The organism is Paenibacillus sp. FSL R10-2788 (assembly GCF_038003885.1).
GTDB lineage: Bacteria > Bacillota > Bacilli > Paenibacillales > Paenibacillaceae > Paenibacillus_AQ > Paenibacillus_AQ odorifer.
This window is the reverse complement of the sequence record NZ_JBBOQA010000001.1, coordinates 5,927,175-5,944,357: the sequence shown is the minus strand read 5'-3', so window position 1 is coordinate 5,944,357 and position 17,183 is coordinate 5,927,175. Positions and strand designations below refer to the sequence as shown.

Genomic DNA, 17,183 nt, shown 5'->3' with positions numbered 1-17,183 from the left:
TACTGATATAAATGCGTTTGTCAGGAGGGAACTTGTTGAGACAAGCTAGTGATTACACAGAACCTGCACTAAAAACAATATTTGCTGAGGATTACAAAATTGGCGCAGCCGTTAACCCGTTGACGATTCAATCACAGGAGCACTTGCTCGCCTATCATTTCAATAGCATTACCGCTGAGAATGAGATGAAGTTTGAAAGTCTGCATCCGCTTGAAGATATTTATAACTTTAAGCTAGCAGATGAGTTGGTTGCGTTCGCCCGAAAATATCATATGGTTATGCGCGGGCATACTTTAGTCTGGCACAACCAGACTACGGACTGGTTGTTTGAGGATAAGAAGGGTGGGCCTGTAAGCAAAGAGGCATTGCTTGCACGGCTCAAATCACATATTCAGACCGTGGTTGGGCGTTACAAGGAAGATATCTATGCTTGGGATGTTGTAAATGAAGTTATTGCAGATGAAGGAGAAGAACTTCTTCGCCGGTCAAAGTGGCTGGACATTGTCGGACCGGAGTTTATCGGCAAAGCGTTTGAATATGCTCATGAAGCCGATCCTAAGGCTTTATTATTCTACAACGACTATAACGAGTCTAATCCCCTTAAGCGCGATAAAATCTATAAAATGGTGAAGTCGCTGCTGGAACAAGGAGTGCCGATCCATGGCGTCGGATTGCAAGCACACTGGAATTTATACGATCCGAGCTTAGACGATATACGTGCTGCTATTGAGAAGTATGCATCTTTAGGGCTTCAGCTCCAATTGACAGAGCTGGATGTATCCATGTTCCGTTTCGATGACAAACGCATGGATTTAAAGGTTGCACCTGCCGAACTGCTCGAGCTGCAGGCAGAGCGGTATGAAGCGATGTTTGCTCTGTTGAAAGAATACCGCGACGTGATTAGCTCTGTCACTTTCTGGGGAGCAGCGGATGACTATACATGGCTGGACGAATTCCCTGTTCGGGGACGGAAAAATTGGCCATTTCTATTCGATGAGCAGCATAATCCTAAGCCGGCTTATCATCAATTGCTTAACGCTGTCACCAAATCATAGAGTGGGTAATCTGCTCAAGCTTGCGAATCATGAACCCGCCCTTTTTAATCCAGGGCGGGTTATTTATACGGGAGGAATATACATGACAAATACCGCTTATGAGGCTTGGCTCAACTATGGCAAGCTGAAATCTGGATCTCTATACAATCAATATTTAAATTGGTGTGGTGAGTTGGTTGTAACGGAGGACAACGAGACGATTCAGGCAGCAGCCGCGGAATTCATACAGGGGATGACCTCTATGCTGGGCAAAGCGCCACTGCTCACAGCGCAACCAGAAGGACCGTGTATCGTTATAGGAACCCTCCAAGGGGGGAATCCGTTAATTGGTAGAGTATTCGGAGGAGAGCGAACCGATTCACTAGGTCCTGAAGGTTTCCTTATACGTACAAACGCTACTGAGCGATGTATCGCTATCGGTGCTTTAACGTCTGTTGGAATTTTGTATGGTGTATTCCATCTTTTACGGCTGATAGGAACAGAAAGCGAGATAGACGCTCTAGATTTATCTATGAATCCGGTGAACGGCCTGCGAATGATTAATCACTGGGATAATTTTGATGGCAGTATTGAACGTGGCTATGCTGGACGCTCCTTTTTTTACGAGTCCAATCAATTTCTTAACGATACAAAGCGGCTACGTGATTATGCCAGATTAATGTCCTCTGTGGGTATCAACGCGATTTCGATTAACAATGTGAATGTTCATGAGCTTGAATCTCTATTTATAACGGAGCAATATTTGCCTGATATCGCGTTGATTGCAGGAATATTCCGCGTATACGCGATTAAGCTATTCCTCAGTGCTAACTTCGCCAGCCCGATACAGATCGGAGCATTGGACACAGCTGATCCTCTGGACCCAGCGGTGCGGAAATGGTGGAAAGATAAGGCTAGTGAGGTTTATCGGGCGATACCTGATTTTGGCGGGTTTGTGGTCAAAGCGGATTCAGAAAATCGACCAGGACCATTCACTTACGGACGTGACCATGCAGATGGCGCCAACATGCTGGGAGAAGCACTGGAGCCGTTTGGCGGAATCGTGATTTGGCGTTGTTTCGTATATAACTGCAAGCAGGATTGGCGTGACCGTAAGACAGATCGGGCCAGAGCGGCATATGATCATTTCAAACCATTGGATGGCCGGTTTAATGATAATGTAGTGCTGCAAATCAAGAATGGACCGATGGATTTTCAAGTCAGAGAACCGGTATCTCCGCTGTTTGGCGCACTGGAACATACCAATCATCTGATGGAGTTTCAGATTGCTCAAGAATATACGGGGCAGCAGCGGCATCTCTGTTATCTTGTTCCACAGTGGAAAGAAGTCCTTGATTTCAATACTTATGCCAGAGGGCAAACTACGCTTGTGAAACATATTGTGGACGGATCGGTGTGGGGAAATAAGTATAATGGTGTGGCTGCTGTAACTAATGTTGGAGATGACATGAACTGGACGGGGCATGGGTTAGCTCAAGCTAATCTGTATGGATATGGAAGATTAATTTGGAATCCGGAGCTGACGGCAAAAGAAATAGCTGAGGAATGGATTCGGCTTACCTTTGGCACTGATGAAGGTCTAGTGGCTGCTATTCGCGGGATGTTGATGGACTCATGGAGGATTTACGAATCTTACACAGCTCCATTAGGTGTGGGTTGGATGGTTAATCCGGATCATCATTATGGGCCGAATGTGGATGGGTATGAATACGCCAAGTGGGGAACGTACCATTATGCGGATCATAAGGGCATTGGTGTGGATCGTTCAGTCAAATCGGGAACGGGTTATAGCGGACAGTATATGGGGCTTAATGCATCAAATTATGAGAATCTAGCGTCTTGTCCGGAAGAGCTGTTGCTGTTCTTTCATCATGTTCCATACACGTATGTTCTGCAATCGGGGCAAACTATTATTCAGCATATCTACGATACTCATTTTGAGGGGGCTGAGCAGGCTGCACGGCTTCTAGCGACATGGGAATCACTTGAAGGCAGCGTGGATAGTGGATGGTATATGCAAGTGAAGCAACGTCTTGAAGAGCAAGCAGAGCATGCGCAGGAATGGAGAGATCGGATCAATACGTATTTTTACCGCAAGAGCGGAATTGAGGATCTTAAAGGCAGAAAGATTTATTAGATTTCGAATCGAGGGATGATGATAGTGAGCCTCACGATTAGAGCGATTTTGGAAGATTTAATGGGAACTGTGGAACAGGTAGAAGGGACTGTGGATATTCTGAACCCAGGGGAACCGGAAACTGAAGTCACAGGGATTATTACGGCCTTCTCTGCCACACAAAATGTTGTGGAGCAAGCAATAGCGTTAGGAGCCAATTTGCTGATCACGCATGAAGGTGTATTTTATAGCCATCATGCGGCGAGCGAGTGGTTAGAAGGTGATCCGGTTTATCATGCGAAAAAAAGTCTGATCGAACATTCCCAAATTGCTATTTTTCGTTATCATGATTATTGGCATCGGCAAAAGCCGGATGGAATTATGGTGGGTTTGCTGCGAGAACTAGATTGGTCCGCATACGTGGAAGAGCAGCAAGCAGCTGCTACGATTCTCAATATTCCTGCTATGACTGTACTGGAAGCTGCTCAATATATTAAAAGTAAGCTAGGGATCTCTTATGTACGCGCTGCCGGTGACCTGTCTCTGTCCTGCAAACGCGTAGGGATATTAGTAGGTTACAGAGGAGGCGGGACGATGGCTATTCCGCATTTTAATGATCACAATCTTGATTTAATTATTGCTGGAGAGGGACCAGAGTGGGAGACTCCGGAATATGTGCGGGATGCAGGGCACCAAGGCAGATCTAAAGCGCTCATCATGTTAGGGCATGCGGAGAGTGAAGCGCCGGGGATGAAATATTTAGCTGAAATCTTAGCAGACAAATATCCCATGCTTCCTAGCCGGTTCATTGCTGAACAACCCATCTATCAGATGGTTTAATCTGGGGAAATAAAGAGTACGGAATAAATAAACATATTATGGAGAAAATGAAGGGAAACAGGTCACTGAGAAAGGAGTGTTTCAATGGAAATTCCTTTGGAGGCTGATGAAGTATTAAGTCGGATCAAAAAGCTGCAAAGCGACGGAAGCTCGATCAGTAAAAAACAAGTAAAGCAGAGCGATCCTGAGCTTATGAGAAGTGCGCTGTTCTTTTTTCCAAGCTGGGAGCATGCATTGAAAAACGCCGATCTTTTGTAGCCATAGTATTGTAAGAGGAAGCTAAGTGGACAGGGGAATATCTCTGATTCTGCTTAGCTTTTTTCATATCTCCAGTGAAAAGGATGGCCTTTATATAGAAAGTACTGGTGTTTTAACCTCCGTTTGGCTTGGTTCAGAGCCATTTTCTTAAATAAAACGAGTAAACAAGAGCAAAAGAAAGAGAAAATGAAGAGTATGCTCAATATGAAATGAAAAGCATTGCTTTCAACATTATTTTGACCAGAGCCCTCCTTTACAAGCAAACCTTACAAGAGTATGATTCATCTCAGAACTGACAATTATCTTAAATTTACAATTACATAAGCAATCCGCTTAATTTCCGTTTCTGGAAAGCGGGGGAACCAACAACTGGCAGCCGATGTGAGAGTCGGCACTGGTTATGGGGTGAATCCTGTTCCGGGTGCATAATATGCATCCCTGCAGGTAGGGCAACTCTCACTGCCCGAATCCGACAGCTAACCTCGTAAGCGTATGGAGAGAGGATGAATGGCGTGTTTAGTGATGAATAGCCACAGAGAATCCCTCTGTGGTTTTTTGCTGCGTTTTTAAGCAGATATAGACGTAGAATTTATTATGAAAGAGGTGTTACCTTTGCCTATCGCTAAACTGAACGGAACTTCGCTCTATTATGAAATCAATGGAACTGGCACTCCGGTTGTGTTTATCCATGGACATGGATTAACACACAGTATGTTCAAACCACAGCTGGAGTATTTTTCCGATAAATATAAAGTGATTTTGTGCGATTTACGGGGGAATGGTAAGTCTGGTAAACTGCTGGAGGCCCCACATGAGATTATTGAGACGCAATGTCTGGATCTGATTATGCTGTTGAATGACCTAGGTATCCGTGAAGCAGTTTTTGTAGGAATCGCCTATGGTGGCTTAGTCGTTCAGCATATTGCCAAACAATATCCTGAGCGTGTAAAAGCAATTGTGGTCGCAGACAGCTTCTGTAGGACTCACGGATCAACAATTGTAGGGAAAATACAAACTATGGCAGCATATTGCAGTTTGCTAATGTATTATCTCCCAAGCGAGCTGGTGTTGCCTTCGATTCGGATGATGTACCGAGAGCGCTGGAGTCTGGCCTACAATGAGATTAGAAGAGGGTTGCTGGACAAACGTCCCCGGGAGCTATATCGGCAAAGACTGGCTACAAGCCATGTTGATTACACCAGATGCTTAAAGGCTTTTAAACGTCCTGCTTTATGTATTGTAGGGGACTTTAATGAATTTGGAGTGAATTGTATGAAGGAAATGGTGTCCCAGCTGCCACATGCGCAGTTGGCGATTATTCCGAACGCATTAGATCCAAGTAATCTGTGCCAGCCGGAGCAATTCAATGCGATTCTTCAACGTTTCTTGGAGAAGCAGCAGGGCAGTCAGCAGATTAGCTGATCTATAGGGAGACCTTTACAAGCGAAGCGTTTAAGTGGAAAAGGGCGTCCCATAGCCAGGGAGCATGAGCTGGCTATGGGACGTCTTTCTGGGTAGAACTTTAGGGAAATTCTCCCTAAAGTGAAGGTGATTATGGCTTCTAGCACGTGAATTAGGGAAATTCTACCTAAAGTGATAGAGAGCATGGCTCCTAGAACGTGGATTAGTTATGATGAACGAAAGGCAGCCCCTGTTTCGCACACCGTAGGTTAAAATGGAAGTTAAAAGGACAACCATTACAGAGCTACATGCGAAAGGAGCTGTTACTATGAAGAATACCATAAAATACGTCGGTTTGGATGTGTCTAAAGAAAAAATTGCGGTGGCGATTGCAGATGAGGGTCGGGAACCCGCACGATATTATGGAGCCATCCCCCATACCCCAGATGCAGTGGCTCGAATGATTCGGAAACTCAAAGGTTCAGGGATTACACTGGAGGTCTGCTATGAAGCCGGGCCTACGGGGTACGACTTATACCGCTGGTTGACGAAGATGGGAATTTCCTGTGTGGTAATTGCACCTTCGCGTATGCCACAGCGTCCCGGAGATGCCATAAAAACCGACCGACGGGATGCAGAAAAACTGGCTCAGTTACACCGGGCTGGAGAATTGACTGCGATCTATGTGCCAACGCCAGAACTCGAAGCTTTACGAGATCTCATTCGTGCACGAGAAGATGCTAGGCAAGACCTACATCGGGCTCGGCAACGGCTCATTCATTTTCTATTGCGCCACCAAATTCACAAGCCAGAGGGTATGAAAAAACGCTGGACCAAAAGGTACCGGGAATGGCTCTCTATGCTGAAGTTTAATAATGTAGCTCAAGAACGGGTATTTACCGAATCCCTGCAACAGCTCCGGGAAGTGGAGGAGCGAATCAAGCGACTTGAAGCCGCAATGCGAGAAGAAGCACAGATCTGCCCTTACGCACCTGTCATTCAAGCGTTGCAAGGCCTGAGGGGAATCGCCCTGCTGACAGCTATGACTTTAGTTGTCGAGATTGGAAATTTCGAACGTTTTCGTTCACCGGCTCAGCTCATGAGTTACCTGGGACTCGTGCCACGGGAATATTCCTCGGGAGCAAGTACCAAAAGAGGGAGTCTTACAAAAGTCGGAAATTCCGGAGTGCGGCGCGCACTGGTGGAGTCCGCATGGAGTTACCGTCACCGCCCTGCCGTCAAGGGAGATTTAGCAGTGCGTCTTGAGGGCCAGAGTATTCATGTCCATGAAACGTCGTGGAAAGCCCAAGAACGGTTACACAGCAAGTATTTAAAATTAGTCAGACGCGGGAAACACCGAAATTTAACCATGGCAGCAGTGGGTCGTGAGTTAATTGGATTTATCTGGTCGATTGCGGTAGAGGCAGAACGAAAAATGGCGTAGGTGAAACGAAAAAAAATAAAAACATACCCAAAAGATTTGAATCCTTGGGGCATGGAGACAAAGAGAAAGGTTCGAGGAGAATCCGTGAATTCCCTGTGCACAGGATCCCTGATCTAACGTGCGAAATTAGTTTACGGAAGCTCCTTCGACGTAGGCATAATATGTGGTAACCAACCCACGGATAGCAGATTGCCAGCCGACGACTCGCATTTTGTCTCTGTGCCCAAGGGATTGAAAACCCTCTAGTTAAAGGGGAAAACAGGGGAATTGACTAATTCGTTCATAGCAGGGAAAACTTCCCTAAAATGAAGGGGATTATGGCTCCTAGAACGTGGATTAGGGAAAACCTCCCTAATAATAGGATGTTTTAGCCATAAATGGGTATTTGCATGAATTTTTAGGGATAAATTCCCTAAAAACCTTATTTTAAAGCGATTATCGATGAATATTAGGGAGGATTTCCCTAATATAATGGATATCTAACTAAAGGCTGGCTCATCAGTAGTGAAATCTACGAATGAGCCAGCCTTTGGTATTTTACTAACCGGTGGATGTTGAACATTTACAAGCATATTGTACCTAGAACGCCACTTAATGTCCCTACCCTACCACAGCATCAAATATAGTTCACCCGATGTGGGAAAGAACAGTAGTCTCTAAGTAGTGAAGGTAAGAGTATAGAAGGGGCGTAGTAAGCAGCTCACCCGACGTGGGAAAGAACAGTAGACCCTAAGTAGTGGATGTAAGTGTATAGAAGGGGCGTAGTAAGCAGCGCATCAGACGTGGGAGAGTACGTTAGACCCTAAGTAGTGAAGGTAATTGTATAGAGGAAGGCATAGTAAGCGGCTCACCCGACGTGGGAAAGAACAGTAGACCCTAAGTAGTGAAGGTAAGTGTATAGAGGGAGGCGTAGTAAGCAGCTCACCCGACGTGGGAAAGAACAGTAGACCCTAAGTAGTGAAGGTAAGTGTATAGAAGGATACGTAGTAAGCAGCTCATCCGACGTGGGAGAGTACGGTAGACCTAAGTAGTTAAGGTAAGTGTATAGAGGGAGGCATAGTAAGCAGCTCATCCGACGTGGGAAAGAAACAGTAGACTCTAAGTAGTGATGGTAAGTGTATAGAAGGAGGTGTAGTAAGCAGCGTATCTGCAGCTCCTGATCGAGACCAAAGGAAAGGAAGGTTTCGGTAATAGGGATTCAGCCTCCGGACATGAGTAGGAGAGAAGAAGAGCGGGGAGTGACATTGACAGACTATCGGACTCAAGCGCTCTTATTTGCAACATTTTCCTATTTTTGAGTTGCTATTGGACCCCATAGGCGTTATTTGTACAAAATAGACGCTATTGAGCACCATTTCTGCCCAATACCGCCTCTCAGGTCCGATGATCTCTCTAAACAGGGATAAATTAACGAATAGCGGCAGTTGAGTCCGAAAGATCAAGTAAGTGTACCGTATATTACCAAAAAAGCATCTATCACTCCTTAGAAGGAATGGCAGATGCCTTTTTTTGAATTTGTTTTAATGATTATACAATCGTAAAGCCAGCACTTGCATAACCAGTGACTGTATTTACAAGGGTGAGGCCTGTAGCAGTGGCTGAGAATACCATAAGCAGACGTGTCTGTGGTGTTACAGCAAAATTGATATCATTTGTAATTCCATTGACAAAAGTTCCTAGATTAATAGTACCTGTGATAGGTGGGAGCGCTACTAATGCCCCTGGAATAGCAGTAAATGTGTTATTTGGTGTGGCCGATTGGTACAACTGTGCTGTTACATTTATTGTAGTACCAAGCAGCGATAAAGCTATGGTATTACTGAAATAAGCAGCAAGGGATGTTATCACTCCTGCACGAGGAGTCGAGAATGCAAAGTTGATAAGCGGTCCAAGGAGAGTACCTGTTAAATCAATATTACCGCCAACAAGAGAAATGCCTGTGGCTGAACTTCCGAAGCCTACAAGGCTTGTTGTTCCCACCAAACCACCTAAAACTGTGGTCATAATAATAGGTCCTCCGGATGCCAGCGGAATAATTGCACCGTTACCGGTTGCACCAGTGACTCCGGTAATGCCAGTAGCTCCAACCGCGCCGGGATCACCCGTTGCACCCGTAGCTCCGGCAACGCCGACCGCACCGGGATCACCAGTCGCACCCGTTGCACCCGTAGCTCCGGCAACGCCGACCACACCGGGATCACCAGTCGCACCCGTTGCACCCGTAGCTCCGGCAACGCCGACCGCGCCGGGGTCGCCAGTCGCGCCCGTTGCACCAGCAGGGCCTGCCAAGCCTGCAGCGCCAGTCGAGCCAGTCGCTCCAGTTGCTCCTACGCCTGGACCTGCTGGTCCTTGCGCACCTGTTGGCCCTTGAATCCCCTGCACACCCTGTGGTCCTTGAGGTCCCATCGCGCCACCAGCGATTAACAAGTAATCTGGTGAACTCCCGGGTATTCCAGTAGGTCCAGAAACGGTAGCAATATAGGTGCTGCCATTGAAGGTTACTACTTGACCTGCTGGATAAGTAGGACTTTGTGCAGGATTAAAGATTACAATCCCTTGCAGCCCTACCCCTTGCGGTCCCTGAGGTCCTTGAAGTCCCGGTGTTCCTTGAGGGCCTTGAGGTCCTTGAGGTCCTTGGGGGCCTGTGGAGCCCCCAGCAATTAATAAATAATCTGGTGAACTTCCAGGTGTTCCCGTTGGTCCCGCAACAGTAGCTATATAGGTACTGCCATTGAAGGTTACTACTTGACCGGCAGGATAAGTAGGGCTTAATGCAGGATTAAAAGCAACAATTCCTTGCAGCCCTGCCCCTGTAGTTCCCGTTGCTCCCGGAACCCCCTGAGATCCTTGCGGCCCCTGAGGTCCCTGTGGTCCCTGTGGCCCTTGAGGTCCAGTCACACCTTTAATAGGTAATCCAATTGCTTGTGTAATAGAAGCCTGAATATGTCTGATCTGAATAATCAGCTGATCTTTGCAATTAGGGTCAATCTTCGTGGCGAGAATAAAAGATAATAACTCAGCTAATAGCAGTTGAAGATTAGTGCCAACGCTTACGACTGAGAAGGGACTGACTTCGGTCGATACAATGGTTATCTCTACTACAGAAAGTAGCTCAGTTCTAAAAGGGCTGCATAACTTAGAAGTATGCAAGAATTCCAATAGCTCTCTTAACACTCTTTGGAGATTGACAATATGAAGTGTTGTGGGATTCGTAAGTACGGGGGGTACCACTGCAGAGAGATCAGTGACTATTTTTAATAGTGCGTTACACTCCCTCTTTCTAATAGGACTGCTGATCCTTCCATGCTTGTTTAGGATAGCATCGCCTTTAAATGGTCTGTAATCAGGCATATTTCTATATCTCCTCCTTGAACTTCTCCTGTTCATTCCTTTAAAAAATGGGAACCTGCCCAATCAGCATATTCTGAGAAGCGGAAGTTGTTACAATAATTGCCCTGAAAGCCGTTATTCCTGAAAGTCGTTATTAATGAAGCAATACAAAAAAAGGAAGGCCACCGCTAATTACGGTAGTCTACCTTTTTAATAGATACGTTAAGTAGTCTCTCCTTTAATAAGAGTTACGTCTACAGTAGTGTTGTTGATTAGCTCTCCGTCAGCACTTTCGATCATTTGCAGGAGAGTATTGGTCAGCATGACCCCGATCCGATCACTAGGTTGCATTATGGTAGTCAATTTAGGACTCTGAAGCATGCGGGTAAAGCTGTGGTAATCATAACCGATGATTTTCAGTTGCTCGGGCACTCGAATGCCTTGCTGTTCAGCATAAATGTATAAAGCATAAGCCACAATATCATTACTGCAAAATACTCCATCATATTCTCGAAGTTGGGCTGGAGAGATATTTTCGGTGACAAAGGACCAAAAATAATCAAAGGTAAGCTTATTATGCGCACCTTCGATAATATCGTAGGTTACACCATGTTTCATACTAGTGATGACAAAAGCATCCCGACGACGATTCGCTAGAATATCCAGATCTAGCGGGCCGGAGATATGTAGCAACCGTTTACAGCCCAGCTGTATCAAATGTTCGGTAGCTAGCTCACCACCGCGGTAATTATCCGATCCCACACAAGGAATGTTGGAGGAAATAAAACGGTCAAAAGAGACAATAGGGAAAGGGACCTTTTTATAGCTTTCAATATTCATGGTGTGGCTGCACATGATAATGCCATCTACTTGATTCTGGCGAAGCATGCTAATATAGTTGGCTTCTTTCTCAGGATCGTCAAGAGAATTGCATATTAGCAATTTATAGTTTTTTTCATTAGCACTCATTTCAACATACTTGATGAGATCGGAAAAGAAAGGGTGGTTCGAATCTGGAACAATAATCCCAATAAAAAAGGATTGATTCTTCTGTAAGGCTCTGGCGATTTGATTAGGATGATAATCTAAGGCGTCCATCGCTTGTTCAACTTTTTTACGCGTCTCTTTGCTGATATATCCCCGGTTGTTCATTACTCTGGACACGGTAGCTACAGCAACGCCCGCTTCCTTGGCAACATCTTTAATACTTGCCATACCCTCATCCCCGTTTCATAAAATGCTCTAATCTATATTCTACAACGTTTCTTGGATTGTTGACACTAATCAAGACTAACAATTGTAAAAGCATAGATTGTTTTTGATAGTTATAATAGGTATGTTATACGTTACCACAAAATATTCAGGTATAATATTAAATATCAATAATTTTGTCTATATTATATGAATATAATTATATGAAAACGTTTGACATATTATTTGCACATCTATAAAATTGGTTTTGAATAAACGTTCATCTAGGGAGGAACAGGATCCTTAGGAGAACGCTTTCATTAAATTACATTAGTTTGATGATTTCTCTGACTTATGAAGCAAGAGTGTATAAATTGAAATAGAAGGAGAACTCCAATATGCAGATTAAAAATGAAGCTATGCTTATCACTTACGCAGATAGCATGGGAAACAATTTAAAAGAACTAAACGAAGTACTGGATACACACTTGCAAGGAGTCGTGGGTGGGGTTCATTTATTGCCGTTTTACCCCTCTTCGGGCGACCGGGGATTTGCCCCGATGGATTACACCAAGGTTGACTCAGCTTTTGGCGACTGGGCGGAAATTGAACAGATGAGCCAGAAGTTCTACATGATGTATGATTTCATGATCAATCACATTTCACAGCAGTCTCCATACTTTCAAGATTTCCTTGAGAAGAAGGATGAATCGGAATATAAGGATTTATTCATTCGTTACAAGGATTTCTGGCCTAACGGTGAACCAACTGAGGTTGATGTGGATTTAATTTATAAACGTAAACCGCGGGCGCCATACGTAGAGGTTACTTTTAAAGATGGGACGAAGGAAAAGGTTTGGTGTACGTTTGATGAGCAGCAGATTGATCTGGACGTGACTATGGAAACTACGAAGAAATTCGTGAAAGACAATCTGACCTTTCTTGCTGATAAAGGAGCATCGATTATCCGGCTGGACGCTTTTGCCTATGCCAACAAAAAGATCGGTACCAACTGCTTTTTCGTAGAACCGGATATTTGGGAAATGTTGAATTTGTCTAAAGAAGTAGTAGCACCTTATGGCGTAACTGTTCTTCCGGAAATCCATGAGCATTACAGCATTCAATTGAAGATTGCAGACAAGGATTATTATGTCTATGATTTTGCCCTGCCAATGTTGGTATTACATGCTCTGTATAGTGGAAAAGTAAATCGGCTTGCGCATTGGCTGGAAATCTGTCCGAGAAAACAATTCACTACCCTGGATACGCATGACGGCATCGGCGTAGTGGATGTTAAGGACCTGATGACCGACGAAGAAGCTGAAATGACCAGAGAAAGCCTATATAGCCAAGGAGCGAATGTTAAGAAAAAATATAGCTCCGCCGCTTATAATAATCTGGATATTTATCAAATTAACTGCACTTATTATTCTGCACTTGGCAATGATGATCAGGCATATCTTTTGGCCAGAGCTATTCAGTGCTTCGCCCCTGGTATTCCACAGATTTATTATGTAGGTCTATTCGCTGGCGAGAATGATATTGAGCTGCTCGAAAGCACAAAAGAAGGACGCAATATTAACCGCCATTATTATTCTAAAGATGAAATTGCTGCTGAGGTACAACGTCCTGTTGTTCAAAAGCTGTTCGCATTGTTAAAATTCAGAAATAGCTGTCCAGCTTTTGATGGTGAGATCAAGATTGAACAAGGTAGTGAGAATGAGCTGAACATCACTTGGAAAAATGAGAACAGTGTGGCGAAGCTTGAAGCGAATCTGTTGACCAAAGAATACACCATTCTTGCAGGTGAGAATGAAGCAAATATTGCGAAGGTATTTTAATATTTCATATGATATCGATGGGTGTTCCAAAGGCTGGGTTAATGGCTGCTGGAACACCCTTCTTTTTGGGGGATAGGTGATTCATGTTATGAACTGTTTTTGGTCCGTCTGAATTCTATTGGTGTAAGGCTGAAGTTGCGTTTGAACATCCGGTGGAGATAAGAACTGCTGGTGAAGCCAGTTACTTCAGCAATATCCGATACCGACAAATCACTCTCTACAAGCAGGCGGCAAACTTCCTTCATCCGTACCTCCATGATGACATCCACAATAGTGGTTAGGGTCTGTTGCTTATAAAGTCTGCTGACATAAATCGGAGACATATTAAGTTCATCCGCGATTTGGTTCAGACTTAGGCAAGGGTCCATGTAAGATTGCTGAATGGTTTGGTTGATTTGCCGGATTAGATCGCTTTGCTTGGAGCTGCGCTTATCCGCTTGGAATTCCTGAATATGATCGAAAAGCTGGTAAAAAGCCGCTTCAAATTCTTCTATCGTTTCATAATGTTCAAGCGAAGGCATCACCATCATCCCTTCGGTGGAGGTAGGACTAAGCTTCTTGATGTTATCGACGATTCGTTTAATCGTTAGCGTCACCCTTGAAACAGTAAGTTCCAGCACATGATAGGGGTATTGCTCCATTTCACGTACCATTTCGGAGAAGTGACTGCGGGCTTCGTCTGTTCTGCCACTTGTGAGCGCATCGACCAGCTTTTTCTCGCTGTCAGCCGGATAGGAGTAAAGATTGTTCTGAAGCTCGCTAATGCGCTCAGCATTGATCAAGCTGCCATGACCATAAAACAGTCTATGTTTGGAAGCTTCTCTGGCCTGACTGTACAGCCGGTTTAGTACATCTGGATTATCACTGATGGGGCTGTACACTAACGACAGTCCGATTTTTAGATAATCACAGCAGGCCACGCGGATCTGCCGCAGCAGCACTTCAATCAGCTCGGTATCCAGATGTTCAGTGGAGGTCATGCTGCTAAGCAACATGACCACGCTATCGTCATTCATATCTACAGTTTCCACCTGATAAGTCTGTCCACAGATCTCTGAGGCAATATTCATGATGGCAAACTTGTACGGAAGGAGATAAGAGCCTCGTTCCTTTCGCAGAGCTTCGTACTCATCAATGCGTAGTAATACTAGCCGGTAGCCCTCGTTTAAATTAAAAGAAATACCCAGCTGTTGAACATCATTTTGCCGGCTGTTATGAGGAGATTTAATGCCAAGCACCAGATTGCGTAATGAATTCTGCCTGATCGTGAACATGCTGTTGCGTTTATCTGCCTCAAGGGTGTTCATTCGGCTTACGATCGAATCAATCGGCAGATAAAGCCGTTTGGACAGTACCCTAGAAATAACAAGACCGAACAATAAAATAATTAAAGAAATCAGAAGTGTAGTATTGCGGATATGATTGGTCTGTTCAGTAATTACCTCATAAGGAGTAATGCGCACATATTGCCAGCCAAGCGAATCGGGCGAAGTATAGGACACCAGTGATTTATTCCCTCTAAAAGGGGCAGTGAAATAGCCGGCAGAACGTGCTTTTACTTGATGCTCCAGCCAACTGTTTTCATCCCCGGAGAGCTTCTCCAGTGTCAGCTTATTTCCTGACAGAAAACGGCCTTGGTCATCTAAAATGTAGGTACTGCCACTACCGGGTGTATTGCCGTTAGCCAGTTCTTTATTGATCCAAGCCGCGGATATGTTAACAATAACCGCAGAGTTAATAGAGCGGTCCCAATTGATGGCATCATAGCAGAGGTAAGTATAGACTGAGATGGTTTTCTTCTCAGGTTCATCTATGGAATAGGTTCGCGGAATCGGCGTGAATGTTTTGTAATCCTGATAATGATTCAGCATCTGAATAATTTCAGTGTCCACCAGTTCGCGGGTGGTGAATACGCCATTCTGGCCCTGTGCTGCCGAAATATAAACCGTGTCATTATTCGGATTATATACATAGATGGATTCAATATAAGGCATGGAATTTAAGTAGTTTCCGAGATCGGACATCGCCGCGGTTACCTCATAAATAGAAGGCTTGTTGTAGAACAACAGATGAGAAATCGTGCTGGTTCGATACAGTTGAAATGAAAGCGTTTGCGCGACTTCAGCCATGTTGACCACTTTCTTGCCAGTCTGGGTCAGATCCCTTAGATCGGAGCGGAAGGTTTGCGTCTTCTCGACACCGATGTAGTACGTATAGTAAACAAACGTAGAGATAAGAAGGGTTAACGATATGCACAGGGTTATGGTGGTGAGCAGCTTACCATACAGTAGTCTTTTTCTCCGTAGATCATTATTCTTCATACCGTCCCCCCCTGATCATCATATGACTTACTCGGACAAGACTCTGGATGAATTCATATTATGAAGTTCCTTTATTATAAGTCCCCAAGAGTGAACAGAACAGTGGAGCAACCTTATAATCCTGCATTTTTCCAATCTGAAGGGAGTGAACAAATTAAATATTCATGTACAAAACAGCCTTTTCTACAAGGATTATACGGGGTTAGCGAAGCTTGAGAAGCTCTGTGGGTCTCCGAAGACTTTTACATAAACATCCTGATTGTTCAGTTCCTGTTTCGCCAGTTTGTGCAGTAAGGCTTGTAAGCTTCACTTCTGTGTTCAGAAGAATCCCCCTATAGTGGAATTATGCAGTTTCTATATTAAGGGGAGTGAGAGATCTTGAGCCAAACCTCATCCAAAGGAATTTCAAACGTCGAACTTGGCATCCAGGCTGATGGTAGAGCACGCTTACAAACGACAAGAAAGAAGAAAGGATTGTTGTATGAGCTGGTGCACAATCGGGTAATGTTTCTGATGCTGCTGCCCACCTTGATCTTTTTTCTGGTGAATTCCTATTTTCCAATGGTAGGCATTTATTATGCGTTCACTCAATTCGACTTCAACAGCAGTATGTTCAATTCCAAGTTTGTCGGGTTGCAGAATTTCGAGTTCCTCTGGAGATCCGGTACGCTGGTGAAGCTCACGATGAACACGATAGGATACAATATTGCTTTTATTGTACTAGGGAATGTGCTGGCAATTGTCTGTGCGATCCTGCTGAGTGAGCTCAATGGAAAATGGTTTAAAAAGATTAGCCAATCGGTAATGTTTCTGCCTTACTTTGTATCCTTTGTAATTCTCAGCGTAATTGTCTACAACTTGTTTAATTATGACAGCGGTTTCTTGAATACAATGCTTACCCAATTTGGCCTTGATCCGGTCGACGTTTACAGTAAACCTTGGGCATGGATCTTTCTGATCATTATCTTTTATCTATGGAAAAATCTTGGCTACAGCATGGTGATTTATCTGGCGGCGATTACGGGGATTAGTGACGAATATTATGAAGCGGCCAAAATTGATGGCGCTAATATTTTCCAGCGGATTTGGTATATAACGGTGCCGATGCTCAAATCAACCTTTGTGGTGCTGCTGCTCTTTGCGCTCGGCAGTATTATGAAGGGCCAGTTCGATCTTTTCTATCAATTAATAGGCAATAACGGGCTGCTCTACAATACGACGGATATCCTTGATACCTATGTATACCGTTCGCTTAAAGTAACCTTTGATGTGGGCATGGCAACGGCTGCCGGGGTTTATCAATCCTTGTTCGGCTTCGTTCTCATTATGACGGTCAACTATATAATCCGCAAAATAAACGATGACTACGCCCTGTTCTAGGAGGAT

The 17,183-nt window shown here is 44.5% G+C and carries 11 protein-coding genes and 1 riboswitch; of the genes, 8 read left to right on the top strand and 3 right to left on the bottom strand.

Annotated elements, in window-relative coordinates:
• Nucleotides 1–35 precede the first annotated feature (35 nt).
• The 6 genes from NSQ50_RS26370 to NSQ50_RS26345 all read left to right on the top strand — a co-directional run bounded on the left by NSQ50_RS26370 (nt 36) and on the right by NSQ50_RS26345 (nt 7,114).
• Nucleotides 36–1,055 carry an endo-1,4-beta-xylanase gene (locus tag NSQ50_RS26370; RefSeq protein ID WP_036685392.1) on the top strand — a complete coding sequence of 340 codons (1,020 nt, stop codon included), beginning with the start codon at nt 36–38 and terminating at the stop codon, nt 1,053–1,055.
• Between the two features lie 82 nt (nt 1,056–1,137).
• A complete protein-coding gene (locus NSQ50_RS26365) occupies nt 1,138–3,192 on the top strand; it encodes an alpha-glucuronidase family glycosyl hydrolase (protein WP_036685390.1) in 2,055 nt (684 codons plus the stop codon).
• 24 nt (nt 3,193–3,216) lie between these two features.
• Entirely contained in the window at nt 3,217–4,011 is a 795-nt protein-coding gene (locus NSQ50_RS26360) for a Nif3-like dinuclear metal center hexameric protein (RefSeq protein WP_370511227.1), read from the top strand.
• 84 nt (nt 4,012–4,095) lie between these two features.
• On the top strand, nt 4,096–4,269 hold the full coding sequence (locus NSQ50_RS26355; protein ID WP_169744809.1) for a hypothetical protein: 174 nt from the start codon (nt 4,096–4,098) through the stop codon (nt 4,267–4,269).
• Between the two features lie 320 nt (nt 4,270–4,589).
• Nucleotides 4,590–4,776, top strand: a riboswitch (cyclic di-AMP (ydaO/yuaA leader).
• A gap of 105 nt (nt 4,777–4,881) precedes the next feature.
• Nucleotides 4,882–5,691 carry an alpha/beta fold hydrolase gene (locus tag NSQ50_RS26350; RefSeq protein WP_036685387.1) on the top strand — a complete coding sequence of 270 codons (810 nt, stop codon included), beginning with the start codon at nt 4,882–4,884 and terminating at the stop codon, nt 5,689–5,691.
• A 307-nt stretch (nt 5,692–5,998) separates the two neighbouring features.
• On the top strand, nt 5,999–7,114 hold the full coding sequence (locus NSQ50_RS26345; protein WP_036683961.1) for an IS110 family transposase: 1,116 nt from the start codon (nt 5,999–6,001) through the stop codon (nt 7,112–7,114).
• Between the two features lie 1,527 nt (nt 7,115–8,641).
• Here the strand turns inward: NSQ50_RS26345 and NSQ50_RS26340 are convergent.
• Together NSQ50_RS26340 and NSQ50_RS26335 are read right to left on the bottom strand one after the other, a co-directional pair.
• The gene (locus tag NSQ50_RS26340; protein ID WP_081386953.1) at nt 8,642–10,465 is read right to left on the bottom strand and encodes an exosporium glycoprotein BclB-related protein; all 1,824 of its coding nucleotides are present in this window, start codon (nt 10,463–10,465) and stop codon (nt 8,642–8,644) included.
• Between the two features lie 201 nt (nt 10,466–10,666).
• A complete protein-coding gene (locus NSQ50_RS26335) occupies nt 10,667–11,659 on the bottom strand; it encodes a LacI family DNA-binding transcriptional regulator (protein ID WP_036685385.1) in 993 nt (330 codons plus the stop codon).
• 374 nt (nt 11,660–12,033) lie between these two features.
• Between NSQ50_RS26335 and gtfA the strand changes: the two genes are divergently transcribed.
• Entirely contained in the window at nt 12,034–13,476 is a 1,443-nt protein-coding gene (gene gtfA / locus NSQ50_RS26330; RefSeq protein ID WP_036685382.1) for a sucrose phosphorylase, read from the top strand.
• A gap of 86 nt (nt 13,477–13,562) precedes the next feature.
• On the opposite strand, the gene NSQ50_RS26325 is transcribed toward gtfA, so the two are convergent.
• Nucleotides 13,563–15,797: an AraC family transcriptional regulator gene (locus NSQ50_RS26325; protein WP_076224558.1), complete on the bottom strand. Its 2,235-nt coding sequence runs from the start codon at nt 15,795–15,797 to the stop codon at nt 13,563–13,565.
• A gap of 504 nt (nt 15,798–16,301) precedes the next feature.
• Between NSQ50_RS26325 and NSQ50_RS26320 the strand changes: the two genes are divergently transcribed.
• Nucleotides 16,302–17,177 carry an ABC transporter permease gene (locus NSQ50_RS26320; protein WP_094903677.1) on the top strand — a complete coding sequence of 292 codons (876 nt, stop codon included), beginning with the start codon at nt 16,302–16,304 and terminating at the stop codon, nt 17,175–17,177.
• Nucleotides 17,178–17,183 lie beyond the last annotated feature (6 nt).